We start from the raw sequence: 23,123 nt of genomic DNA on the forward strand, positions 1-23,123 counted from the left end.
GGGAGAGGGGGCGCGGCGGCGGGGGTGCGCGCCGCCGCACCTGCGGTTCCTCAGGCGTCGGTGCGCACGAGGCGCACGGCGGCCCCGGTCAGGGCGAGGACGGTCCACCCGAGGAAGACGATCATTCCGGCGGTCGGCGAGAGGGTGGTCGTGTCGTGGTGGAGAGCGAACATCGCCTCACCCGCGTGGCTGGGCAGGTAAGGGCTGATGTGGCTCTGCCAGGACGTCGGCAGGAGCGAGGTCAGTCCGGGGATCAGCATCAGGGAGGCCACCAGGACGGCGATGCCGCCCGCGACCGAGCGCAGCAGCGCGCCGAGGGCGACGCCGATCACGCCGACGAGGGCGAGGTAGAGCCCGGCGCCCAGCAGGCCGCGCACGACGCCGGCGTCCGAGAGGGTCATCGCCGCGCGGGTGCTGGAGAGGATGCGGCTGTCGGCGACGAAGGTGGCGAACACCCCGGCGGTGCCGATCAGCAGGGCGATCAGGCCGAACACCGCGGCCTTGGACCACAGCACGGGCAGGCGGCGCGGCACGGCGGCGAGGGTGGAGCGGATCATGCCGGTCGAGTACTCGCCGGCGGCGACCAGGACGCCGAGGACGCCGAGTGCCAGCTGGGCGAAGTTGGTGCCGAAGAGCGACAGGCTCAGGGCGCTCGCCTGGGCGAAGTCCCGGTCCATCGGGCGGCCCGAGGTGATCCGCGACTTGAACTGGAACGCGGCGATCAGGCCGAAGGCCACCAGGAAGAGGAGGGCCAGGCCGAGGGTGATCCAGGTGGAGCGCAGGGACCACAGCTTGGCCCACTCGGAGCGCAGCACGCGGGCCGCCGTCACCTTGTAGGCGGGGCGGGCGGACCGGAGGTCGGCGGGCGTGGGCGTCGGGCTCGCTGCGATGGTGCTCATGCCGCGCTCCTCGGGTTCTCGGTGCCGGCGTCGGCGGCAGCGTTGGCGGTGGTGGTGCCGTGGTACTCGACGGCGTCCCTGGTCAGCTCCATGAAGGCCTCCTCCAGCGAGACCGTCCGGGGGGTGAGCTCGAAGACGGCGATGCCGTGCTCGGCGGCGGTGAGGCCGATCTCGCGGGCCGTGCGGCCGGTCACGAGGAGTTCCTCCGACCCCGCTCGGCCGGTGATCTCCACGCCCGGCCCGGCGAGAGCCGAGCGCAGGCGGACCGGGTCGGCGCTCGCGACCTTCACCGCGTCGCCTCCGGCCTCGCGGACCAGGTCCTGCACGGTGGTGTCGGCGAGCAGCCGGCCGCGGCCGACGATGATCAGGTGGTCGGCGACGAGGGCGACCTCGCTCATCAGGTGGGAGGAGACGAAGACGGTGCGGCCCTCGGCGGCGAGCGAGGTGAGGAGGTTGCGGATCCACAGGACGCCCTCGGGGTCGAGGCCGTTGACGGGTTCGTCCAGCATCACGGTGGCCGGGTCGCCGAGCAGGGCCGAGGCGATGCCGAGGCGCTGGCCCATGCCGAGGGAGAACGCCCCGGCGCGCTTGCGGGCCACCGACTGCAGTCCGGTCAGCTCGATGACCTCCTCGACCCGGCGGCGCGGGATGCCGTGGGTGTGGGCCTGGGCCATCAGGTGGTTGAAGGCCGAGCGGCCGGGGTGGATCGACCTGGCCTCCAGCAGCGCGCCGACCTCCTGCAGCGGCGCGGCGTGCTCGGCGTAGCGGCGGCCGTTGACGCGCACCGAGCCGCTGGTGGGGGCGTCGAGCCCGACGATCATCCGCATGGTGGTGGACTTACCTGCCCCGTTGGGCCCGAGGAAGCCCGTCACCGTACCGGGCCTGACCGTGAAGTCCAGCCCGTCCACGGCGGTCTTCTCGCCGTACCGCTTCGTCAGCTGGTGTGCCTCGATCATCGCTCACCCCTGTGCTCCGGGGCCGGACCGTCCGGCCGCCCTCGTCATCCACGCTAGGCGTGGGAGCGGCGCGGTCCGTGGTACCGCGGGCCGATCATCGAGGAGCCCGTAGTACCGCGGTACCACGGTCGTCTGGTGAGCGTCTCGTCGATCTCGGCGCCGCCCGGTCGGAGCTCAGGGGTGCACCGTGGCCGGCTCGGCCGTCAGTGCGTTCCGGGTGCGGATGCGCAGGGCGATCGAGCGAGTGCTCGAGGACCGTCTCCTCCACGAGCTCATGGGCGGCCTCCCTCGACCGGCGATCAGCGATCGCAACCGCACGTGCCACGTGCTGTGGACACACCGGGGTACGGCGCCTCCCAGAAGTACGTGTGCGACGACGAGAGGACCCCTCGCACGCAGGACGGCGAGCAGCCCGCCACCGGAGGCGCCGCCTCCGGCGAGACGACGGGGCTCACCCCGGGGCCGCCGTGCGATCGTCGATCGTGGGTCGAGGGCGGATCGGACTGGAAGGCACCGCCCGTGACGAACGTGGCCCAGCGTGCGACGCGGAGAAAGGCACACCGGAGAGAGTGGACCGCCGACCGGGGTCCAGGCGCCGTCGTCCGGTCGACCGGGACGAGCGGCACGGGGCCCGGCTCGGCGCTTTCGGACTCACTCTGCGAGGACATCGATACCTCCGGTTCGCACACACGGACGGTGCCGTGCCGAGTTGCGTGCGGGCGTGACACACCCTCGTTGCGGCTACAGCGCCAGGGGGGAAGAAGTGGGGGCGGCAGCCCGTCCGGGGCCGTTGAGCCCGCCCGGTCGTGGGTGCCGACATCCTGATGCCCGGAGTGTAGGGGACCGTCGGGAGATCCACGCCACTGTGCGATCCGCCATTCGGACGGGTCGAGCAGCCCTGCCCACCTGTGAGTTCCACCAGACCTGGCCCCTGGTCCGTCGATCGTGACGATTCGAAAAACTCCCGGAAACAAACCGGTGCTCCCATGAGCAGGACCCCGGCGGTCCACAGCCTCGACCAGGCCCTGAGAGAGCGCCGACGCCGGCGACTCCGTCGGTCCGTCCCGCGGCGCCGTCCTCCCGGCCGGCGCGGCAGGCGTCCGCGTGTCTCGCGAGCCACCCAGGAGAATCCCATGAACCTCGCCCCGCGAGAGATCGACAAGCTGTACGTCTACGTGGTGGCCGATCTGGCTCGCCGCCGGCGCGAACGCGGCGTGAAGCTCAACTACAGCGAGGCCGTCGCCCTGATCAGTGAAGCGCTCATGGAAGGGGCCCGGGACGGCCTCTCCCTGGCCGACTGCACGGAGCTCGGCAGGAACGTCGTCAGCGCAGACGAGGTCATGCCCGGGGTACGCGAGATGCTCCCGTTGCTGCAGGTCGAGGCGGTGTTCACGGACGGGACCAAGCTGGTCTCCTGTCACGACCCGATCGGTGCCTGAGGCGTGCGGCCCACTTCCCCGTCCCTCCGCCGTCCCGCCGCCACCGTGGTGCTGGTCGGCGGCCACGAGAGTCGTTGGGCCCGGGACTTGACGGATCTCACCGAGCGCGGGTGCGTGACGGGCGCGGTTGCGGTCGGACGCGAGCTCACCCGGGCTGTCGCCGACGCCCTCGCCTTCGGCCCGGATCCGGTGTGCGTGGTCCCGATGACCCTGGGCCGGGACCGCACGCTCGTGGCGGACACGGCGCGCGCGTTGCACTGGCTGACCCGGTCCGTGGGGTCCGAACGGCTCGTACTCACCGAGCCGTTCGGCACCGCCGGGCACCTGGTCGGCTGGCTCCGAGCCGCCGCCCGGACCTGTCAGGACGCGGACGCCCTGTTGGTCACGGCACCCGCCGCCACCCCCGACGAGGACGCGGACCTCTACCGGACCGCCCGGCTGGTCCGCCAGTACGGCACCCACCGCACGGTCGAGGTCGCCTTCGACGGCGGCGATCCGGATGTCGCCGAAGGCCTGGAGCGCTGTCGCCGTCTCGGTGCCCACCGCGTCGCCAGGCTCCCGGCGGGGTTCGCCGGCCCAGTGCTGAGCACCCGTGCCGTGACGGAGGTGCTCCACGCGCGCACCGCCGCGGCCCTGCGCCTGCTCGGCCACGGTGAGAACGGCATCGCCGCCGCCCTCAACGGCCATACCCACCCGCACCCCCACCCGCACTGACCCCACCCGGCGTCACCGCCGACACACAACCGGAAGAGAGACACCATGGCAGGCAGAGCCGCGTACCTGTACGGCGACGATCCGATCGAGATCAACGCCGGCCGGGCGAGAACCGCGCTGACGGTACGCAACACCGGCGACCGCGCCGTCCAGGTCGGCTCGCACTACCACTTCTTCGAGGTCAACCGCGCGCTGTCGTTCGACCGCGGCCAGGCCTACGGCATGCACCTGGACCTGCCGGCGGGCACCGCCGTGCGGTTCGAACCAGGGGACACCCGCGAGGTTGAGCTCGTGGCGTACGCCGGCCACCGCCGGCTGGTCGGCTTCAGCGCGCTGGTCGACGGCGGCCTCGGCTCGGCGGACACCCGTGCCTCGGCGCTGCGCCGTGCCGAGGCACGCGGCTTCCTCGGCGCCCGGAGCGAGGACCGTGACACGACCGTGGACGCGGCCCGACGCGAAGACGCGAAGGGCGGGTTCTGATGGCGATCATCTCCCGCCAGCGCTACACCGACCTGTTCGGCCCCACCGTGGGCGACCGTTTCCACCTGGCCGACACGAACCTCGTCGTCGAGGTCGAGAAGGACCACAACCAGGGCCACTACGGCGACGAGGCGGTCTACGGCGGCGGCAAGGCCATCCGGGACGGCATGGCCCAGGACCCGGCGGCCACCTCCGCCCAGGGAGCGCTGGACCTCGTGATCACCAACGTGGTGGTGCTGGACGCCGTGATCGGTGTCGTCAAGGGCGACATCGGCGTCAAGGACGGTTTCATCACCGCGGTCGGCAAGGCCGGCAACCCTCGCCTGCAAAGCGGTGTGCACCCGAAGCTGGTGATCGGCCCGGGCACCGAGGTGATCTCCGGCGAGCACCTGGTGGCGACCGCCGGCGGCATCGACACCCACATCCACTTCATCTCCCCGCAGCAGGTCCAGGAGGGCCTGAGCAACGGCATCACCACCCTGATCGGCGGCGGCACCGGCCCGACGGACGGCACCAACGGCACCACCTGCACCCCGGGCCCCTGGAACATCCAGCGGATGTACCAGGCGGTGGACGACCTGCCAGTCAACACCGGTCTGCTCGGCAAGGGGAACGCCTCGCTGCCGCAGGCGCTGCGCGAGCAGGTCGAGGCGGGCGCCTGTGGGCTGAAGGTGCACGAGGACTGGGGCACCACGCCGGCCGCGATCGACACGGCGCTGCGGGTGGCCGACGAGTACGACGTGCAGGTGGCCATTCACACCGACACGCTCAACGAGTCCGGTTTCTTCGAGGACACCCTCTCGGCCATCGATGGCCGGACCATCCACACCTTCCACACCGAGGGCGCCGGCGGCGGGCACGCCCCGGACATCATGCGGATCGCCGGCGAGCCCAACGTGCTTCCGTCATCGACCAACCCGACGCTGCCGTACACGGTGAACTCGATCGACGAGCTGCTCGACATGGTGATGGTCTGCCACCACCTCAGCCATCACATCCCGGAGGACGTCTCCTTCGCCGAATCCCGGGTGCGCGCCGAGACCGTGGCGGCCGAGACCGTACTGCACGACGAGGGCGTCATCTCGATCTTCTCCTCGGACTCCCAGGCGATGGGCCGGATCGGGGAGTCCTTCACCCGCGCCTTCCAGACCGCCCACCACTGCAAGGAGCAGCGCGGCAAGCTCGCCGGCGACAGCGAGCGCAACGACAACGCCCGCGTCCTGCGCTATCTGGCCAAGCTCACCATCAACCCCGCCATCGCCGCCGGGATCTCCGACCACGTCGGCTCGCTGGAGCCCGGCAAGCTGGCGGACATCGTGCTCTGGCCGATCAACTCCTTCGGCGCCAAGCCGAAGTTGGTGGTCAAGGGCGGAATGGTCGCCTGGGCGCTGATGGGCGACCCCAACGCTTCGCTGCCCACCACTCAGCCGATGTACTACCGGCCGATGTTCGGTGCGTTCGGCCGGGCCCGGCAGGCCACCCGAGTGTCCTTCATGTCACAGGCAGCGGTGGAGCGCGGTGTTCCGGCCGAACTCGGTTTGGAGAGCAGGGTGTTGGCGGTGCGGCGATGCCGTGCGGTCGGCAAGCGGCACATGGTGCGCAACGACGCCCTGCCGGACATCCGGGTGGACCCGGAGACCTACCGGGTCACCCTCGACGGCGAGCCGGCGACCATCGAGCCGGCGCGGTCCCTGCCCCTCAACCAGCTCTTCTACCTCGCATGACCACGGACCTCGACAGGCTGCTCGTCTGCCTGCAACTGACCGACTCGGCCTTCCCCAGCGGCCTGTACACCCTGTCGCACGGGCTGGAGGGCTTCGCACAGGCCAAGGCGGTGGACCAGGACAGCATGCCGGTCGTGCTGGTCGACCTGCTGCGCCACTCGGTCGGCCCCGCGGACGCCACCGCGCTGGCCCTGGCCCACCGGGCGGCCGGGCACGCGGACTGGGCGACCGTGGCGGAGGTGGACCGGCGGCTGTTCGCGAGCAAGCTCAACCGTGAGCAGCGGCTGGCCGCCACCCGCACCGGCCGTCAGCTGCTGGACACCGCGCGGCTCGCGCTCGGCGGCGAGGCGCTGGACGCCTACGCGGAGCTGGTCGCCGGGCGGCAGGCCCCGGGCTGCCATCCGGTGGCGGCCGGCGTCGCGTACGCGGCGGGCCGGGTACCCGCCGACCACGCGGTCGCGGGCGACCTGTTCGCCTTCGCCGTCAGCTTCGTCGGCGCGGGCCTGCGACTGCGGCTGACCGACCACCGCCGAGCCCAGTGCATCCTGCGCGAGATCGCCCCGGTGATCGCCGAAGTGACCGCCGCCGCGTTGACGCGGGAACTCGCGGACCTCGGCGGCTGCGTCCCGCTGGCGGACGTGATGGCGGGCCGCCACGAGAGGTCACAGGCCCGGTTGTTCGCGAGCTGACGCTCGCGCTGCGACGACACTCCAGCGAAACGACACACCAGAGATTGGACGAACATGACGGACGACGTGCTGCGCGTCGGCATCGCGGGGCCGGTGGGCTCGGGGAAGACGGCATTGATCGAGGCCCTGGTGCCGGTGCTGATCGCCCGGGGCCGCCGGCCGGCGGTGATCACCAACGACATCTACACCCAGGAGGACGCCCGGCACGTGCGGCGCAGCCTGGCCGGGGTGCTCGATCCCGAGCGCGTGGTGGGCGTGGAGACCGGTGCGTGTCCACACACCGCGGTCCGGGACGACCCGACCATGAACCTGGCCGCCGGGGCCGAACTGCTGGAACGCTTCCCCGACATCGACACGCTGCTGTACGAGTCCGGCGGCGACAATCTCACGCTGACCTTCAGCCCGGTGCTGGTCGACATGTTCTTCTTCGTGCTCGACACCGCCGACGGCGAGAAGATGCCCCGCAAGCGCGGCCCCGGCATCACCGACTCCGACGTGCTGGTGATCAACAAGATCGACATCGCCCCGTACGTCCGCACCGACCTCACGGTGATGACCACCGACGCCGACCACGTGCGCGAGGGCCGTCCCGTGCTGCTGACCAACAGCCTGACCGGCGAGGGCCTGGAGCGGGTGGCCGACCTGCTGGAGTCCTACCGCGGAGCCACGACGTGACCACGGTCGACAGGCTGGCCCCGGCCCACTACGAGCCCGTACACGTGCCCCACGAGGTACGCCGCCACGCCGGGCGTCCGGAGGCGCTCCCGGTCGGCCGGCCGGGCAAGATCGGCCTGCTGGAACTGGGCTTCGATCGGGTGGGCGGACGGACCGAACTGGTCAGCAGGTACCAGAAGTCGCCGCTGCAGATCATGCGCCCGCTGTACTTCGACCCGGCGCGCCCGGACCTCGCCGTCACCTTCCTGATGTCCACCGGTGGTGGCATCGTGCAGGCCGACCGGCTCCGGCTGGACGTGCGGTGCGGAGCGGACAGTGCCGTGCACCTCACCACCCAAGCCGCCACCAAGGTCCACCGGATGGACGCCGACTACGCCACCCAGCAGGTCCACCTCACCGCGGCGGACGGCAGCTTCGTCGAGTACCTGCCCGAACCGACCATCCCGTACCGCGATTCGCGCTTCTACCAGCGCACCGTGATCACCGCCGCCACCTCGGCCACCGTGCTCACCGGGGAGACCGTCCTGGCCGGCCGGCTGGCGCGCGGCGAGCGCAACGCCTACCAGGTCTTCGCCGCCGACCTCGAATGGCGCCGGCCCGACGACCGGCTGTTCGCCCTGGACACCGTCCGCCTGGAACCCGGCGGCAGCGGGGTCACCGGCCCGGCCGTGCTGGCCGGACACGACCTGATGTCCACGTTCTACGCCGTCAGCCCACTGGCTCCGGCAGCGGAGATCGCCGACACCCTGCACCGGGCGTTGGCCGACGGCGGCCTGCCGTACGGGGTGAGCGTCCTGCCCGAGGACTGCGGTGCCTGGCTGCGCGTGCTCGCCAGTGATCCTCCCGCCGTCGCCGAGGCGCTCCACCGCGCCTGGGACGCCGTCCGCCGGCTGTTGATCGGCGCACCGGCCCCGGCGTTGCGCAAGTGCTGAAAAGGCGCGACGCCCGGCACGCCGACGAGCGGGAATCCCGCCGCCGATCGGCTACGGAGACCACGACTCCCCGCCGGTCGGCGGGGCGGTCAGACCCACGTGTCAGACCCACTTGATGGAGCAGCCCATGCTCGCCCGGTGGGGTTCCGGGACGGGCTTGCCCGCCAGCACCAGGCCGATGGCGTGCCGGAGCAGCCCTCCGGTGACCGGGTTCCGGTTGCCGGGTGTGGATTCGTCCATCGCGCCCCGGTAGGCCAGCTTCCGGCGGGCGTCGTACAGGAAGAAGTCCGGTGTGCAGGCGGCACGGTACGCGCGGCCGACGGACTGGTCGACGTCGACGAGGTAGGGGAAGGTCCAGCCCGTGCGCGCCACCTGGGAGCGCAACCCGTCGGCGTCGTCGGTGGGCGCGATGGCCGGGCTGTTGCTGCAGATGCCGACGACCGCCAGGTCCGGGAACTCGCCGACCAGCCGGCCGAAGACCTGCTCGACATGCCTGACAAATGGGCAGTGGTTGCACAGGAAGGCCACCAGCAGGGCCGGTGCTTCGGCGAAGTCGTCCCGTGCCACGGCCCGTCCGTCGATCGTCCGCAGCGAGAAGTCGGGCGCGGGCGTCCCGAGCGGAACCATGGTGGAGAAGGCAGCCATGCGGCTCACTCCATCCGTTGACCAGTGCGGTCGGTGCGTGCACCTCCATGGTCGCCCTGCGGGGCCGGCGGTCACCAGTGCCGCCGCTCGCTCGATGCCGCGCTGACCGGCGCCCCCGGCGAATTGTGCCGGCGCCCGGCCAATCCCTGTGAAGAATCCCGGGCTGGGGTTAGCCTGCTCGGCATGGCACCACGGCCCCCCGCGCCCGTCGTTCTCCACGGCCGGTACACCCGGCTGGAACCCCTGACCACGGCGCACGTACCAGACCTGCACCTCGCCGGCAGTCGCGACGACGACCTCTGGCAGTGGCTTCCCGTGGTCACGCCGCACACCCTCGGCGAGATGCACATGCTGGTCGAACAGCGGCTGGCCCAACAGGCCGCGGGAGGGGCGGTGCTGTTCGCGATCATCCCGGCCGGCACCAACCGCGCCGCCGGGTGGATCGCGTACACGGACATCTCGCTCCCCGACGAGCGCCTGGACATCGGCTGGCACTGGGCCGCGCGCTCCACCTGGGACACCGCGGTGACGGCCGAGACCCATCTCCTGCTGCTCCGCCACGCCTTCGAGCACCTGGCCTTCGGCCGGGTCCAGTGGCAGATAGACCATCTCGACGTACGCTCCCAGCTCGCGCTGTCGGGTCTCGGCGCCGTCCGCGAGGGCCCGCTGCGCCGCCACGCCCGGCGCTCCGACGGCACGTGGCGGGACACCCTCATCTACGCAATGCTCGCCAACGAGTGGCGAAGCGGATGGGGTGCCGGGCTCTTCTGAACGGCTCGGTCACGCTGACAGGCCGAGCGTCGTCGTCGGCGCTCGACCGCGTTCAGAACTCGGGTCGGCGAACGAGCGCGCCAGCAGCTCCTGGTCTCCGGAGCGCTCGAAGGCCTCTGCGTCGAGGGGAAGGCGGCCCCGCTGGTCGACCTGCGGCCGCCCCTGACGTCTGGCCGCCACCATGGTCGTCATCGACGTCGACGACGGTGCTGCGGACGAGCGGGTGTGCGATCAGGTCGAACGACCGCTATTCCCGGGACTTCGGAGGAGCGTCGGGTAGCGAGCCGGGTCGGGTGGTGGACAGGCCGTCGAGGATGATGCGGAGGTTGCGCTCCCACTGCCGCCGGACGAACCGCCGCCGCTGTCCGTCGTGTCTGGTTGGCTATTCGCGTACGGGGCGATCGGCGCCTCCGGACCGAGGGAACACCACGATGGCGACACCGGAGGAAGAGCGCACCAACCGCGCTGTCCAGCTCGGGTTCGAGCTTGGCATGGTCGTCCGCGAGGTCGGCTACAAGGACGACGCCGACCAGGACCTTCACGACAGTGTCGACTCGATCGCCGCCCGGGACCTCCTCGACCTGGACTTCGACGGCCTGGCCGACGCCGTCCTCATCTGGTTCCGCGACGAGGACGGCGACCTCACCAGCATGCTCGAGTACGCCATCGACGAGCTGGGGGAGGGCGGCATGATCTGGCTGCTCACCCCCAAGACCGGCCGGGATGGCCATGTCGAGCCGAGCGACATTCAGGACGCCGCCCGGACTGCGGGCCTCTCCCGGACAAGGACCATCAGCGTCGCAAAGGACTGGAACGGCTCCCGCCTCACCGCTGGCAGGCACTGACCTCACTCGGCGCAGGAGTCGACGGGGTCACACCAGCGCCCGGGAGTGAACTCAACAACCCGTCGGTGAACTCCCGACCGCAGGTCAGCCGCGGTGCCCGAACTCCCCGCCGCACGTCAACAGCCCGCTCCCGGGCGGGGTGAGGCCGGTTCAGGGGCGGTGCCACCAGGAGCTGCTGCGCTTCGCGGCTTCGCCGTGCCCGCGCCCCTGCCCGGCGCCACCGCTCCACCGACCGCTCGTTCACCGTCGAGGACGTACGGGTCGCCGGGTCGGCTGCGCCGGTCCACGGCGTGCAGCCGCACCACGGTCCGATCGCCCGGAACTGCTCCAGCGCGATGCCGTACAACCCGGCCGTGCCCGCGTAGTGAGCGAGCAGGTGCCGCAGCATCGGCAGCCGCTCGTCGTCCGGGCGGACCTGCGCCAGAGCGGCCGCGACCTTCCGTACCGGCTGTTTGCCCAGTTCGCCGGCCAGCGTCGTGCCGAGGGCGCCGCGCAGCTCCAGCTCGTGCAGCGCGTGCAGGTGGAGGCCGGGCAGCGGGCTGCCGGCCGGGGCCTTCTTCATCGCCCGCTTGGCGAAGGCCAGCATCTTCTTGTCCGAGCCGAACCACTTGGCGCACCAGTACTGCAGACCCTGAAGGTGGCCCTCGTAGTGGAACGGCGCGCACTCGACCAGCCCGCGCCACAGTTCCTCGAACTGCTTGGGCGTGTACCGCGCGCCGCGTGCGGCGGTCACCATGATGTTTGCCCAGCAGGCCGAGGATGAAGTACGTCACGGCGGAGCATCATTCCCGGTCGCGGCTGGCGCCGGCAACGCGGTTGAAGCGCTCGCCGGGGCCGGATTCCGTGCCGGCATGCCTCAGTTGGGGACGATCCTGCACGTTACGCTCCGCCGGGGCACCAATTCCAGCCAGGCCGCACTCCACCTGCGGCCATCCTCATCTGGTCCCGCAGATGACCAAGAGACAGGCCTTAGCCGCGCCAGGGCGTTGCCCGGATCTCGAAGCCCGTCAGGCCCTCGGGCTGTTCTTCCCAGACGAGGACCCGGTCCACGATGGCCAGTGGCGGCCCCTGCCTGGTCCACTCGACCAGCCGCTGGACGGCGGCCGAGCTCCCCTCGAACACGGCCTCGACGGTGCCGTCCGGCAGGTTCCGCACCCAGCCCCGCACGCCCTGCGCGGTTGCTTCGTGACGGCAGGTGTCGCGGTAGAAGACCCCCTGCACCTCGCCGGAGACGATCACTCGGCTGCGGATCATCGCCCACCCCCTACGGTGTCCGGGTCACGGTACGGCCTGCCCGCGCGGCGGCGGCCGCGAACGCGCTCGCGTCGACCACCGCCGCACCGCCCAGGTCGTTGTTGAAGTACACGTAAACCTCGGCCGAGTCCGTCCAGCTGTCGGCGATTCGGCCCACCCACCCGGCCAGCGCCTGCCGCCCGTACCGGGGCCGGGGCCGGGCCCGCCCGGCGTGGCAGCGCAGATAGCCCCATTCGCAGGTCCGCCACAGCGGGGTGACCGGGCGTGACTCCCGGTCCGCCCAGCACAGTGCGGCGTGCCGGCCGGTCAGCACCGCACGGATCTCCGGCGTCCACCAGGACGGGTGCCGCGGCTCGACGGCGACCCGCACGCCCGCGGGGAAGGCGGCCAGACAGCCGTCCAGCAGTTCGGCATCCGCGCGCAGCGTGGGCGGCAGCTGGAGCAGTACCGGGCCGAGCCGCTCCCCGAGCCCCTGTGCCGCCGCGAGCAGCCGCTGGACCGGCTCGGCCGGCTCGTGCAGGCGCTTGATGTGGGTGAGGTAGCGGCTGGCCTTCACCGCGAACACGAAACCCTCTGGGGTACGGGCGTGCCAGTCGGCGAAGGTGTCCGGCGAGGGCAAACGGTAGAAGGCGGCATTACTCTCCACCGTGGCGAACCGCTCGGCGTACTCCTCCAGCCAGCGTCGCTTGGGTGTCCCTTCCAGATAGAGCACCCCGCGCCAGTCGTCGTACTGCCAACCCGAGGTACCGACGATCACCGACATATCTCCAGCAAACACCCATCTGCCGGACCAGGCCCTCGATGGAGATCTCAGTAGGTCGTTCCACGAGGCGGCGGGGGCTGACGGCCGCGGCGTCTCGGGCGGGGTCGGTGCACTCCCTGCGGTCTCCCTGCTGGTCGGATCGGCTCGGATCGGGGCTACGGGATGAACGGGTCAGACGTTGGTGGTGGTCGGGGCGGTTTGGTGGGGCAGGCGGTCGCCGAGGTCGTACTGGGCGGCTTGGAGGAGGTAGGACTCGCGGTAGCGGGTGGCCGGTTCCTGGGCCATCAGCTCGGTGTGGGTGCCCTGTTCCATGAGGCGGCCGTGGTCGAGGACGAAGATGCGGTCGGCCTTGGCGGTGGCGCCGAGGCGGTGGGTGATGAGGATGACGGTGACGCCGAGGGTGGTGAGTTGGCGGATCTGCTCGAACGCCTCGACTTCGGTTTCCGGGTCCATCGCGGACGTCGGCTCGTCGACCACCACGAGGGCGGGGAGCCGGCCGTGGGCGTCGGGGGTGGTGAGGCGCAGGTGGGTGCGGGCGAGGGCGACCTTCTGCCACTGGCCGCCGGAGAGGCCGACGCCGCCTTCGAAGCCTTTGGCGATGAGGGTGTCCCAGCTGCGGGGCAGCTCTTCGATCACGGGGTGGAGGTCGGCGTAGTCGGCGGCGGTCTCCAGCTGCTGCTGGTCGCAGGGGACTTCGGGGCGGCCGAGGAGCAGGTTGGCGCGCAGGGTGAAGGACCAGCGTTGGAAGTTCTGGGCGAGCAGGGCGACGCTGCTGAAGAGTTGATCGCGGTCGGCGGTCGCGGTGTCGATGCCGTCCCACCGGACGCGGCCGTGGTGTGGCTGGTAGACCCCGCACAGGATGTTGGCCAGGGTGGACTTGCCCGAACCGTTGGCTCCCACCAGGGCGATGACCTTGCCCCGGGGGATCGTGAGGGTGACGTTGTCCAGGGCGGGGGTGTCGCGGCCGTCGTAGGTGAAGGACACGTCTTCGACGGTGATCGTCTCGGGTCGCTCGGGCAGCGGTGTGCCTCCGGTGGGGATGGCCCGGCGGTGGCCCTCGCGGCGCAGCTGGTCGAGGTCGCGGACGAACAGGCTTTCCTCGTAGAGCCGGTTGATCTGGGAGACGAGGCCGCCGATGCTGGCCGAGCCGGTGCGGATGGCGACCACGGCGGTGCCGGCGGCGGCGAGCGGGATCGCGCCGTTCATGACGAGCGAGCCCAGGAGGGCGAACGCGCCGACGGTGGCGGCGCCGGCCAGGGCGGCGGACAGCAGGTCGGTGCGGGCCCGGGCTCCGGCGAGGCGGGCCTGCTCCTGCTCGGCCGCGCGGGCCATCTGCTCGTAGTGGTGGAGGATGAACGGCCCGCAGGCGTGCACCCGCAGCTCGGCCGCGGAGTATGGGCGGATCAACATGTCCGCGAGGGCCGTGCTGGCTCGGGAGTGCTGGAGCCAGGCCCGCGTCGAGGCGTAGTGGCGGCGGGCGGTGCGTACGGCTCCCCAGCCGCGCGGGGCGGTGATCAGCACCAGCATGGGCAGCAGGGCGGGGTGGAGGACGGACAGGACGCCGGCGGCGGACACGAGGCCGAAGGCGGCGGTGAGGACGGAGGTGGCCTGTCCGATGATGCTCTGCAGCGACATCGCGCCCCAGCGGGCGCTGTCCACCTCGGCGAGAAACGCCGGGTCCTCGATCGCTTCCAGTTCGGAGCGGCTGACGATGGTCAGGAACTCGATGGTGGCCCTGCGGAAGACCGCCGGTTCCAGTCGCCCGCCGGCCCAGCCGGAGGCTGCGGACAGCACCGAGGACAGGCCCGCGATCACCCCGACCGCCACGATCGCGGGCAGAGCGGCCCGCAGCACGTCGGCGACATGGCCGGGGGCGAGCAGCGCGGCCAGAGCGTGGTTGGTGGCGATCAGTGCGAAGGCGGCGGCCAGGCCGCGAAGGATCTCGGCGCCGACCAGGGTCAGCAGCGCCGCGCGGTCGGCCTGCCAGGCCATCCGTCCGGCCAGGCGCAGGAAGTGCAGCATCTGCCGCGCGACCGCCGAGAATGTCACCTTGCCACTGGCCATCTCGTGCTTGGCCCAGCCGTAGTCGTAGCGCATCGGCCCGCCGAACAGGAGTTGCTCGCTGTCCGGCACCGGGCCCGTCGAGGTCTTGGGTGCGCTGGTCACATACGCCCTTTCGTAGAGGGGGAACGCGATGGTCGGGCGCCAGTGCCGTCAGGGTCCGGCGTAGCCGTGGGGCGACCGGCGCGGACCGGGCGGGGACGAGCCGGCCGGCACCATGCCGGGCGGGCGAACTCGCCCGGCATGGTGCCGGGGGGCGCCGGTCACGTCTCGACGAGCTGTCGTCGTCCGGAGGCGGGGCCGAATCCGTGGGTGGAGAACGCGGGCCCGCCGGCCAGGTACGCCTCCACCGCGGCCTTGGAGGTCGGGAACATCGGGCTGGGCAGGCCAGCGGCGGCGGGGTGCCAGCGCACCTCCAGGTGCTTGTCCGGCTCGACGTTGGCCAGCTCGCCCGTGAACTCGCTGGTGGCGAAGACGAACAGCATGAACCCGCCGAGCCCGTCCCAGCCCTCCTTGGCCTGGATGGTGTGCACCAAGCGCAGGTCGGACGGCTTGGCGATGAGCCCGGCTTCCTCACGTAGCTCCCGGGCGGCAGCATCGGGGATCTCTTCCCCGGGGTCGACCTTTCCACCCGGGATCGTCCACGCGGGCCCCGGGGTCCAACTGCGCTGGGCGTAGTGGACGGTGGCGATCCGGTCGGTGTTCAGGTCGTGGGCGATGACGCCGACCGACAGTCTGTTCGTCTCGTGCATCAGAGGCTCCTGGTTGAAGGTTGAGGGCGTAAATGGAGGGGAGGCGACGGTCGAGTACCTGCGCTTCTACGTGTCGCGCGGGGGCAACTCCGAGAGCGCGGTCTCGCGCATGATGCGGTCGACCGTGTCGCGCAGGGCGCTGTTGCTGCCGATGACGGTCTTGATCCCGCCGGGCAGAAGGTCGCGCTCGCGGTACATGTCGAGGTAGTAGCAGCGGGTGACACCGCGATGGTCGCCCACCAGGCGCGTGAGCATCTCGCCGTAGTGATCGGCGTACAGGATGCCTTCGATGACGACGTGATAGCCGGCGCCCAGCGCGTACCGTGCCACCGTGTCGATGTGATGCCGAGCTCCTCGTCGGCCTCGCGGACCATGCCGGCCAGGACGGACTCGCCCTCTTCGAGGTGGCCGGCCGGAGCGTGCCAGTGCTGGGCGGCGAACGTGGTGTTGGCGCGCTGTCCGAGCAACACCCGGCCGTTCTCGATCAGGACCAAGTGGACTCCCACGACCAGGGGGTGCGGCACGGGACGTCTCCTTCCAGGGGCGGGAGGGAACCGGCGCGGCGGCCGGTTCAGGGCATGGCGAAGCTGTGATCAAACTGGTGATCGTTGGTCGTACGTGAGTACGTGGGCAGGTGTCCCACCGTAGGCCGCCCGGCGGGGCCGCGTCGGTGTGTCGCGGCAGAAGCCACACGATCCGGTGAACGGCCTCAACTCGTCATACTGGTAAGGCGGTTGCAGGCCCGAACAGGGCAGTGTGCCACGGGGTACTGACACTCGCGCCGTGCTCGGCGGGAGGCGGGCGTTCACGCCTCCGCCGGGGCGATTCGAGGCGACAAAGCCTCTCGGTGTCCGCCGGGGTGTGGTGAATCCACCGGGCATGCGCTGCCGGTGCTTCTGTTCGCCCTGATGTGAGTTGATGCCGCTTGGACATGCTTGAGGTGGGCTACCGTGCTGGCCGCTGAGGGGTGTGTGGATCGAGGAGAGTCGGGGGCACGACGGGTCTCCTCTGGCGTTTCGGCGTGACGTCAGTAACATGAGCTCTCCTCACGTTTTCGTCAGGAGGCTGTCATGCCGGACCGTTTCGACCTGCCGGCGGGGTTCCGCTGGGGTGTTGCCACCGCCGCCTACCAGATCGAGGGGGCGGTGGACGAGGACGGTCGCGGGCCCTCCGTCTGGGACACCTTCTGTGCCCGCCCCGGGGCCGTTCGCGACGGGCACACGGGTGCGGTGGCCTGCGACCACTACCACCGGTACCCCGAGGACATCGCGCTGATGAAGGACCTCGGGCTCGACGGCTACCGCTTCTCCATCGCCTGGCCCCGGGTGCTGCCGACAGGGAGCGGGCGCGTGAATCCCGCCGGCCTGGCCTTCTACGACCGCCTGATCGATGCCCTGCTGGAGGCGGGCATCACCCCGCTGCCCACGCTCTTCCACTGGGACCTCCCGCAGGCACTGGAAGACAACGGCGGCTGGCTCAACCGCGACACGGCGTACCGCTTCGCCGAGTACGCCGCGGTCATGGCCGACCGCCTCGGCGACCGCATCCCGGCGTGGATCACCCTCAACGAGCCCTTCGTCCACACCGTCTTCGGCTACGCGCTGGGCACTCACGCCCCCGGCCGCACCCTGATGTTCGAGGCACTCCCCGCCGCCCACCACCAGCTCCTCGCCCACGGCCTGGCCGCCTCCGTGCTCCACGAGCGCGGCCTGGAGGTGATGCTCTCCAACAACCTCACCCCGGTCCGGCCTGCCACCCCCTCACCGGAGGACGCAGCCGCCGCCCGGGCCTACGACGCCCTGCACAATCGCCTGTTCACCGACCCCGTCCTCCTCGGCCGCTACCCCGACCTCTCCGCCCTCGGCGTCCCGGACGACATCTACGGCGCCATCCACCCCGGCGACACCGACCTCATCCACGCCCCCGGCCTCGACGGCCTCGGCATCAACTTCTACAACCCGACCCGCGTCGCCGCCCCCACCGATCCCGGGCTCCCCTTCGACCTCGTCGACATCCCCGACGTCCCCCACACCGCCTTCGGCTGGCCCGTCGTCCCCGACGCCCTCCGCCAACTCCTCGTCAGCCTGAAGGAGTTGTACGGCAAGGCCCTCCCACCCATCACCATCACCGAAAACGGCTGCTCGGTCGAAGAGTCCACCACCCCCGACCAGCCCCGCATCGACTTCCTGGCCGGCCACCTCGATGCCCTCGCCGCCGCTGTGGCCGAAGGCGTCGACGTCCGCGGCTACTACACCTGGTCGCTGATCGACAATTTCGAATGGGCGGAGGGCTACCACCAGCGCTTCGGCCTGGTCCACGTCGACTTCGAGACGCAGAAGCGCACCCCGAAGGCATCCTACGATTGGTACCGCGACCTGATCGCCGCTCATCGGGTACGGAGTTCGCGGTAGGCGGTGCGTGGTTTCCGGGCGAGCCAGTACACGGAGAAGCCCCGGACCCTACTGGGCGGCTACCGTGGATCGGCGCCGCCGGCCTCATGCTGCGCCCCCGCGGCCGGGAGGCGTGGGCCGGGACTCTCTGGAATCCTGGCTGTGAAGCGCCTGCCAGGCCCACCGCGAGGAGCCGACATGTCGGGACAGTTCGAGGCCAGCGTCGAGGTCGACCGCCCGGTGGAGGAGGTCTTCGCCTATCTCGCTGACGGCCGCCACGACCCCGAGTTCAGCCCCCGGGTTCTGGAGATCGCGAAGACTCCGGACGGTCCGACCGCCGTCGGAACGGTCTTCCGCAGCACCGTGAAGGATGCCGGGGTGAAGACCTCCCGCGAGTTCCGCATCACCGATGTGGAGGCGCCGCGCACCGTTCGGTGGAGCGAGCAGAGCAAGAACCTCATCACCGCCGAAGGCGGTTATGACCTCGAACCGCTGCCGGACGGCCGTACCCGGGTCCGGATCTTCAACGTGCTCGAAGGCCACGGCCTCGGCAAGGTCCTGCTCGGCCCGGCCGTGCACGCCGCCCGCAAGGACGCTCCCGACTTCGGGCGCCGGATCAAAGCCGCTATCGAGCGGTCCTGACCTCACGTACGCGGCAGCCGGTCCCCCGCGCGCAGCACCGTCGCACCACGGGGGCGCGCTGTCGTACCACCCGAGGAGTCTCCGATGGACCTGCACCTCTCGGGCAGGGTCGCCCTCGTCACCGGGGCCAGCAAGGGGATCGGCCTCGCCGTGACGCGGGCGCTCGCCGCCGAAGGCGCGAACGTGGTCGCGGTGGCGCGCGGTATCACCGGTCCGCTGACCGAACTCACCCCGCAGGTGCACCCAGTGTCCGTCGACCTCACCACGGCGGACGGCCCCGCAGCCGCGGTCGAGGAGGCGGTGTCCCGGTTCGGCGGACTGGACATCCTGGTCAACAACGTCGGCGCGGTACGCCTCCGGCTGACCGGCCTCCTGTCGGTCACCGACGACGACTGGATCCAGGGACTGACGATCAACTTTCTTGCCGCAGTCCGGACCACCCGAGCGGCCCTGCCCCATCTGATCGAGCGCGGCAACGCCTCAATCGTGACCGTGAGCTCGGTCAACGCGTTCCTGCCCGACCCGACGATCATCGACTACTGCGCGGCCAAGGCGGCGCTCTCCAACTTCTGCAAGGCCCTCTCCAAGGAGGTCGGTCCGCGCGGAGTGCGGGTGAACACGGTCAGCCCCGGGCCGGTGTCCACAGCGCTGTGGCTCGGTGACGACGGCGTCGCCGCGACGGTCGCGAAAGCGGCGGGCGGAGATCCGGAGGACATCGCTCGAGCCGCCGTCGCGCAGTCGGCGACCGGCCGATTCAGCCTCCCGCAGGAGGTCGCCGACCTCGTCGTGCTGCTGGCCGGTGACCGGGCGGGTAACGTCACCGGGAGCGACTTCGTCATCGATGGCGGCCTCGTCCAGACACTCTGAAATCCGCCCGGCCCGTGCGGACGGCGCCCGGGACCCGGCACGGAATCCGTGCCAGGCCTCGCCTTCGCCTGCGACGCAACGGGTTCGAAGGACCTCACACCGCCCGGGATCAGGCTTCCAGGTGCCGGCCCTCCTCGGCGACATCCACCGGCGGGCTTGCGCGTGGCCCGGACGGAGGGGTGTCTGGCCGCCGCGCCGGCCGGTAGGGCAGGGTGGGGCCCATGGCGAGTGTGCTGAAACCCGCGGCGTGGCGCTCGGTGCGCGAGGCGGCGTTGCCGCAGGTCCCTTCGGAAAGTGAAGGCGCCATGCTCTCGGTCCTGGGCACCCGCGCCTTTCTGCTGTACCGGGTCGATGAGCCCGAGCACCGTAGACGACAGGAGGTCGGTGCCGAGCGCCTGGATAGCATCCCCGCGCTGGCGTGCCTGCTGGGTCTTCCGGTCGGTCTTCCGGTTCCGGTGGGTTCCCTCCCGGAGCAGACCGAGGTCCGCGACCTCCCGCGCGGAGCCGTCGAGTGGGACACGGATCTGGTGACGCGCCGGGCGGTTCGGCCGCTCGCCGTTGACCTCGTGGTCGTGCGGGCGGCCGATCCGCGGACGGGATTGGAACGCGCAGGCCGGTTCGCACCGTTCTGCCGCCGAGCCGTCCTGCTTGACGAGGTTCCGTGCGCAGGGCTGGACGCGATCGTGGCTGAGGCCGCCTTCTACGGCATCGGCGTGCTCCTCGACGAGCCGGACGGGATCCGGATCGCCCTGGAACCCGAGGCGTACCGGCCGCTGCGGCACACCGCTGCGGCCTGGCACTTCGTCGAGGAGTTGTACGGACGACTGGTCTGAGCCGCCCCGTCAGTCGGCTCCCGCGCCTGCCGGCGCCGATGGCACCGCATCGAGGAGGGACCACCTCAGCAGCTGCGGCTGGACGGTGAATCCGTTCGGCTGCCGGATGGCGGCGTTGATGAGCGGGTACCGGTCCACCGCGGCGCGGCAGCGCTCCTGCCACCACCGCTGGCGGTCGGGTCCGACCGCCAGGGTCTGCAACGTCCGCTGCCAGGACAGCAGTACGGCCGTGTTGTGCTGCGCTGCCGACCGGGCGTCACGGTTGCCCGGGAAGCTGTCCAACGGCCGACGCCCGCAGGCGGCGCACTCGCACACGGGTGCGTGCGTCGCGGCGAAGCGGCGTGCGAGGGTCTTGCCGAGGAACAGGGCCATCAACTCGGGGAACAGTACGGCCGGGGAGTCTGCGAACCCCGAGCTCTTCGCGGGCTCACCGGGCGGGACGACGTGCCGGAAGCGCCCGGACAGCCCGTAGGCGGCGAACACCGCACCCCGGGCCAGTGCGCCGAACGCCGCGAGATCGGCCCGCAGGAGCGCGGTTCCCGGTACCTCGGCCAGTACCCGCGTCAGCCCGGTGAGCGCCTCGGGGAAGCTCGCCAGCGGGTCCAACTGGCCCCCGAGCATTACGGCCTTCGCGCCCGGTGCCGCGGCCAGTTCTTCGATGAGACGGCCGACCAGGTCGTCGCGCAGCCAGCCGACGTCGATCGGGAGGGCGAGCACGATCCGGGGGTCCTCGCGTGCCGCCACGTCGCGCACAGCAGCTCGTACCGCGGCCGTGTCTCCGGCCATGAGGTACCCGGTCGGCGTGAGTGCCGCCGTCGAACCGACGGCGAGCTGCTCCTGGACCGCCTGGCCGAGGGGATCCGCGGAGGGAAGCTCGCCGGCCCGCGACAGGTAGGGCTCCTGTGCCGTCGCGACGCCGTCCTCGTAGAGCGCCGGGTCTGCGACGAGCACGCCCGTGTAGCCCCTGTCACGCAGCTCGGACGCCTTCCTGAGGGCCTTCGGTCCGCTGATCACGAGCCCGCTGCGGAGGGGGTCGAGCTGGTCCCGTACGAACCCCACCCGGGAAGCGTCCACTTGGATCAGCAGCCGGTCGGTGAGCAGCTCCGGTCGGTTGAAACGGGTTCGGTCGATGACCCGGGCCCTCGGACGTCCGGGGGACCTGCGGGGATGAGGGAGCGGGAGGGAGGAGTCGGACATGGCCTCGCCTTCGAATCGGCGGAAACACTCGGCGACGTACTCGTGACTCCAGTGTACGGAGCGGACCGACACTCCGCGGCGACACCAACGATCGTCAAGCACAGGGGAGTTGGCTCACGGCCAGGTGGTCGTGTCTGGAACGGCACCGTGCTCGGCGGGCACAGGGCCCCGGCGGACGTGACCCTCGGCGACGGGGCCGAGTGACCATGGGGCCCGGCCGAAGTTAACCGGTACATGAGAGAGAGGGACAACCGGACGGAGGTTCCGCCACCGAGGGATGCCAACGCCCGCCGGGTGATGCGAGCCCAGCACAGCGTGAACATGAGACCGGAGCTCGCTCTCCGGCGGGCACTGCAGGCACTGGGCTTCCGTTACCGAGTGAACCTGCCGCTTCCCGCCATGCGGCGCCGGAGGGCGGACATCACGTTCGTGCGCTGGCGTACCGCAGTGTTCGTGCAGGGATGCTTCTGGCATGCGTGCCCCGAGCACTCGCACGCGCCGAAGTGAGGAAGCCCGGCTCGCAGCAGCCGAGATCACCGCAGCCTCGCCAGAGGTCCCCGCCCATGACTCTTGACCATTGCTCCGCTGTTCCCGCGGTCAGTTCGTCGAAGGCCCCGAAAACCCCGCGGCATGAACGTGCTCGGCTGACACACTGGGACCGAAGCGCTGAATCGCACAGAGGACCCAGACTCCCATGCTGAACCCACTCGACGCTCCAGACGCGGTGACAGCCGTAGCTGAACCGCTCGAGGAGCTGCTCGACGAAACCATCTTCGTGTCGTTCATCTACCTGTTCCATGTGGTCCCAGTGGCTGGGACCACACCCGGTCATGACTCGATGAAGGGTCTCGCTCAAGCCGTGTACGACGCGGGGGCCAGTGGACACCAGGTAGGCTCGGTCGCGCTGTTCGAGTCACCGCAAGCCTGGCGGGACGTTTTCCGCCGACAGGTGACCGAAGGGATCATGAGCCCCGCCGCGAGGCACTCGGGCCCCACCCTGGCCTCGCCGGCTGACATCCGGCGAGCCGGCGAACTCGCCGATGGCGTCGCCGACCTCATCGAAGCACATCTGGGGCCCATCCGAAGCTGCGGCGACGTCGACGGCCCGCACACGGGGTACATATGGTGGCGCAACCTGCTGTTGGTCACCAGCGACTGGGCCACCATCCTGCACTTCGGGATCTGCGACTGACCCAGCACGCCCCCGTCAACCGGGGCCGCCGCCTCAGCGGCTCTTATCGTCCACAACGCTTGACGATCACTCGCGGCTCCTCGTCCGCCTCGCCCGCGACTACGAGGGCCCGCAGCGACACCTCGGAAGCGATGATCCGCTGGTCGATGAGCATGGTCATGAGCCATCGGCTCGCCCGGCGATCACAAAGGACGGGAACCCGCTGGTCATCGAGGGCAAGGGCTACTTCGCCCGCTGCCTGCAGCACGAGACCGACCACCTCGAAGGGCAGCTCTACATGGACCGGCTGTCCAAACGCGATCGCAAGGACACGCTCCGCCAGACCGCCGAACGCCGCGAGGCCGTCTTCGCCCGCCGCACCCGCCGCGCCGCCGAGCTCGACAGCTGAGCTGACCCGCTGCGG

General features: G+C 71.0%; 25 protein-coding genes and 2 pseudogenes. 16 read left to right on the top strand and 11 right to left on the bottom strand.

Annotated features, from left to right (window positions below):
- Window positions 1-50: 50 nt before the first annotated feature.
- Window positions 51-899: an ABC transporter permease gene (locus F7Q99_RS26325; RefSeq protein WP_153465331.1), complete on the bottom strand. Its 849-nt coding sequence runs from the start codon at window positions 897-899 to the stop codon at window positions 51-53.
- On the bottom strand, window positions 896-1,855 hold the full coding sequence (locus F7Q99_RS26330; protein ID WP_153465333.1) for an ABC transporter ATP-binding protein: 960 nt from the start codon (window positions 1,853-1,855) through the stop codon (window positions 896-898). Before F7Q99_RS26330 ends, F7Q99_RS26325 begins: the two co-directional genes overlap by 4 nt.
- Before the next feature lie 1,133 nt (window positions 1,856-2,988).
- Between F7Q99_RS26330 and F7Q99_RS26335 the strand changes: the two genes are divergently transcribed.
- The 7 genes from F7Q99_RS26335 to F7Q99_RS26365 are packed head-to-tail and all read left to right on the top strand — an operon-like array spanning window position 2,989 to window position 8,508.
- Window positions 2,989-3,294 (top strand): urease subunit gamma, encoded by a 306-nt coding sequence (locus tag F7Q99_RS26335; protein WP_153465335.1) that lies wholly within the window; start codon window positions 2,989-2,991, stop codon window positions 3,292-3,294.
- 3 nt (window positions 3,295-3,297) lie between these two features.
- Window positions 3,298-4,008 carry a sirohydrochlorin chelatase gene (locus F7Q99_RS26340; RefSeq protein WP_153465337.1) on the top strand — a complete coding sequence of 237 codons (711 nt, stop codon included), beginning with the start codon at window positions 3,298-3,300 and terminating at the stop codon, window positions 4,006-4,008.
- Window positions 4,009-4,053: 45 nt separating this feature from the next.
- Window positions 4,054-4,488 carry an urease subunit beta gene (locus tag F7Q99_RS26345; protein WP_153465339.1) on the top strand — a complete coding sequence of 145 codons (435 nt, stop codon included), beginning with the start codon at window positions 4,054-4,056 and terminating at the stop codon, window positions 4,486-4,488.
- Window positions 4,488-6,212 carry an urease subunit alpha gene (ureC, locus tag F7Q99_RS26350; protein WP_153465341.1) on the top strand — a complete coding sequence of 575 codons (1,725 nt, stop codon included), beginning with the start codon at window positions 4,488-4,490 and terminating at the stop codon, window positions 6,210-6,212. Before F7Q99_RS26345 ends, ureC begins: the two co-directional genes overlap by 1 nt.
- Window positions 6,209-6,901, top strand: coding sequence for an urease accessory protein UreF (locus F7Q99_RS26355; protein WP_153465343.1), 693 nt, complete (start codon window positions 6,209-6,211; stop codon window positions 6,899-6,901). The genes ureC and F7Q99_RS26355 overlap by 4 nt, the downstream gene beginning before the upstream one ends.
- A gap of 54 nt (window positions 6,902-6,955) precedes the next feature.
- Window positions 6,956-7,576: an urease accessory protein UreG gene (gene ureG / locus F7Q99_RS26360; RefSeq protein WP_153465345.1), complete on the top strand. Its 621-nt coding sequence runs from the start codon at window positions 6,956-6,958 to the stop codon at window positions 7,574-7,576.
- Window positions 7,573-8,508, top strand: coding sequence for an urease accessory protein UreD (locus F7Q99_RS26365; RefSeq protein ID WP_326847129.1), 936 nt, complete (start codon window positions 7,573-7,575; stop codon window positions 8,506-8,508). Before ureG ends, F7Q99_RS26365 begins: the two co-directional genes overlap by 4 nt.
- Before the next feature lie 102 nt (window positions 8,509-8,610).
- Here the strand turns inward: F7Q99_RS26365 and F7Q99_RS26370 are convergent, their stop codons facing one another.
- Complete coding sequence (locus tag F7Q99_RS26370) at window positions 8,611-9,153, bottom strand: thioredoxin family protein (protein WP_153465347.1); 543 nt, start codon at window positions 9,151-9,153, stop codon at window positions 8,611-8,613.
- Between the two features lie 183 nt (window positions 9,154-9,336).
- Between F7Q99_RS26370 and F7Q99_RS26375 the strand changes: the two genes are divergently transcribed.
- On the top strand, window positions 9,337-9,924 hold the full coding sequence (locus F7Q99_RS26375; protein ID WP_153465349.1) for a GNAT family N-acetyltransferase: 588 nt from the start codon (window positions 9,337-9,339) through the stop codon (window positions 9,922-9,924).
- A gap of 431 nt (window positions 9,925-10,355) precedes the next feature.
- Complete coding sequence (locus F7Q99_RS26380; protein ID WP_153465350.1) at window positions 10,356-10,769, top strand: DUF3052 domain-containing protein; 414 nt, start codon at window positions 10,356-10,358, stop codon at window positions 10,767-10,769.
- Here the strand turns inward: F7Q99_RS26380 and F7Q99_RS26385 are convergent.
- From F7Q99_RS26385 to F7Q99_RS43730, 7 genes and pseudogenes are all read right to left on the bottom strand, one after another.
- Complete coding sequence (locus F7Q99_RS26385; protein ID WP_153465352.1) at window positions 10,750-11,505, bottom strand: hypothetical protein; 756 nt, start codon at window positions 11,503-11,505, stop codon at window positions 10,750-10,752. The genes F7Q99_RS26380 and F7Q99_RS26385 overlap by 20 nt on opposite strands.
- A gap of 233 nt (window positions 11,506-11,738) precedes the next feature.
- On the bottom strand, window positions 11,739-12,023 hold the full coding sequence (locus F7Q99_RS26390; RefSeq protein WP_153465354.1) for an acylphosphatase: 285 nt from the start codon (window positions 12,021-12,023) through the stop codon (window positions 11,739-11,741).
- 10 nt (window positions 12,024-12,033) lie between these two features.
- Window positions 12,034-12,786, bottom strand: a complete 753-nt coding sequence (locus F7Q99_RS26395) for a DUF72 domain-containing protein (RefSeq protein ID WP_153465356.1) — start codon at window positions 12,784-12,786, stop codon at window positions 12,034-12,036.
- Window positions 12,787-12,957: 171 nt separating this feature from the next.
- Window positions 12,958-14,952 carry an ABC transporter ATP-binding protein gene (locus F7Q99_RS43290; protein WP_153465358.1) on the bottom strand — a complete coding sequence of 665 codons (1,995 nt, stop codon included), beginning with the start codon at window positions 14,950-14,952 and terminating at the stop codon, window positions 12,958-12,960.
- A gap of 158 nt (window positions 14,953-15,110) precedes the next feature.
- Window positions 15,111-15,599 (bottom strand): NUDIX domain-containing protein, encoded by a 489-nt coding sequence (locus F7Q99_RS26405; protein ID WP_153465360.1) that lies wholly within the window; start codon window positions 15,597-15,599, stop codon window positions 15,111-15,113.
- 66 nt (window positions 15,600-15,665) lie between these two features.
- Window positions 15,666-15,929 (bottom strand): P-loop NTPase family protein, encoded by a 264-nt coding sequence (locus tag F7Q99_RS41495; RefSeq protein WP_407697878.1) that lies wholly within the window; start codon window positions 15,927-15,929, stop codon window positions 15,666-15,668.
- A 56-nt stretch (window positions 15,930-15,985) separates the two neighbouring features.
- Window positions 15,986-16,123, bottom strand: a pseudogene (locus tag F7Q99_RS43730) (NUDIX domain-containing protein); the annotation flags it as partial.
- A gap of 546 nt (window positions 16,124-16,669) precedes the next feature.
- On the opposite strand from F7Q99_RS43730, the gene F7Q99_RS26415 reads away from it, so the two are divergent.
- The 4 genes from F7Q99_RS26415 (at window position 16,670) to F7Q99_RS26430 (ending at window position 20,331) form a co-directional block, all read left to right on the top strand.
- Window positions 16,670-18,010, top strand: coding sequence for a GH1 family beta-glucosidase (locus F7Q99_RS26415; RefSeq protein ID WP_153465362.1), 1,341 nt, complete (start codon window positions 16,670-16,672; stop codon window positions 18,008-18,010).
- Window positions 18,011-18,187: 177 nt separating this feature from the next.
- Complete coding sequence (locus tag F7Q99_RS26420; RefSeq protein ID WP_153465364.1) at window positions 18,188-18,631, top strand: SRPBCC family protein; 444 nt, start codon at window positions 18,188-18,190, stop codon at window positions 18,629-18,631.
- Window positions 18,632-18,715: 84 nt separating this feature from the next.
- Window positions 18,716-19,498: an oxidoreductase gene (locus tag F7Q99_RS26425; protein WP_153465366.1), complete on the top strand. Its 783-nt coding sequence runs from the start codon at window positions 18,716-18,718 to the stop codon at window positions 19,496-19,498.
- Window positions 19,499-19,755: 257 nt separating this feature from the next.
- Window positions 19,756-20,331, top strand: coding sequence for a hypothetical protein (locus F7Q99_RS26430; RefSeq protein WP_153465367.1), 576 nt, complete (start codon window positions 19,756-19,758; stop codon window positions 20,329-20,331).
- Window positions 20,332-20,340: 9 nt separating this feature from the next.
- Here the strand turns inward: F7Q99_RS26430 and F7Q99_RS26435 are convergent, their stop codons facing one another.
- Window positions 20,341-21,390, bottom strand: a complete 1,050-nt coding sequence (locus F7Q99_RS26435) for a hypothetical protein (protein WP_153465369.1) — start codon at window positions 21,388-21,390, stop codon at window positions 20,341-20,343.
- A 435-nt stretch (window positions 21,391-21,825) separates the two neighbouring features.
- Between F7Q99_RS26435 and F7Q99_RS26440 the strand changes: the two genes are divergently transcribed.
- The 3 genes and pseudogenes from F7Q99_RS26440 to F7Q99_RS41505 form a co-directional block, all read left to right on the top strand.
- A complete protein-coding gene (locus F7Q99_RS26440; RefSeq protein WP_268267652.1) occupies window positions 21,826-22,035 on the top strand; it encodes a PDDEXK family nuclease in 210 nt (69 codons plus the stop codon).
- A gap of 187 nt (window positions 22,036-22,222) precedes the next feature.
- Window positions 22,223-22,720 (top strand): hypothetical protein, encoded by a 498-nt coding sequence (locus tag F7Q99_RS41500; protein ID WP_230210323.1) that lies wholly within the window; start codon window positions 22,223-22,225, stop codon window positions 22,718-22,720.
- A 187-nt stretch (window positions 22,721-22,907) separates the two neighbouring features.
- Window positions 22,908-23,108: pseudogene (locus tag F7Q99_RS41505) on the top strand (peptide deformylase); the annotation flags it as partial.
- Window positions 23,109-23,123: the final 15 nt, after the last annotated feature.

The organism is Streptomyces kaniharaensis (genome assembly GCF_009569385.1).
In the GTDB taxonomy this organism is placed as follows: Bacteria; Actinomycetota; Actinomycetes; order Streptomycetales; family Streptomycetaceae; genus Kitasatospora; species Kitasatospora kaniharaensis.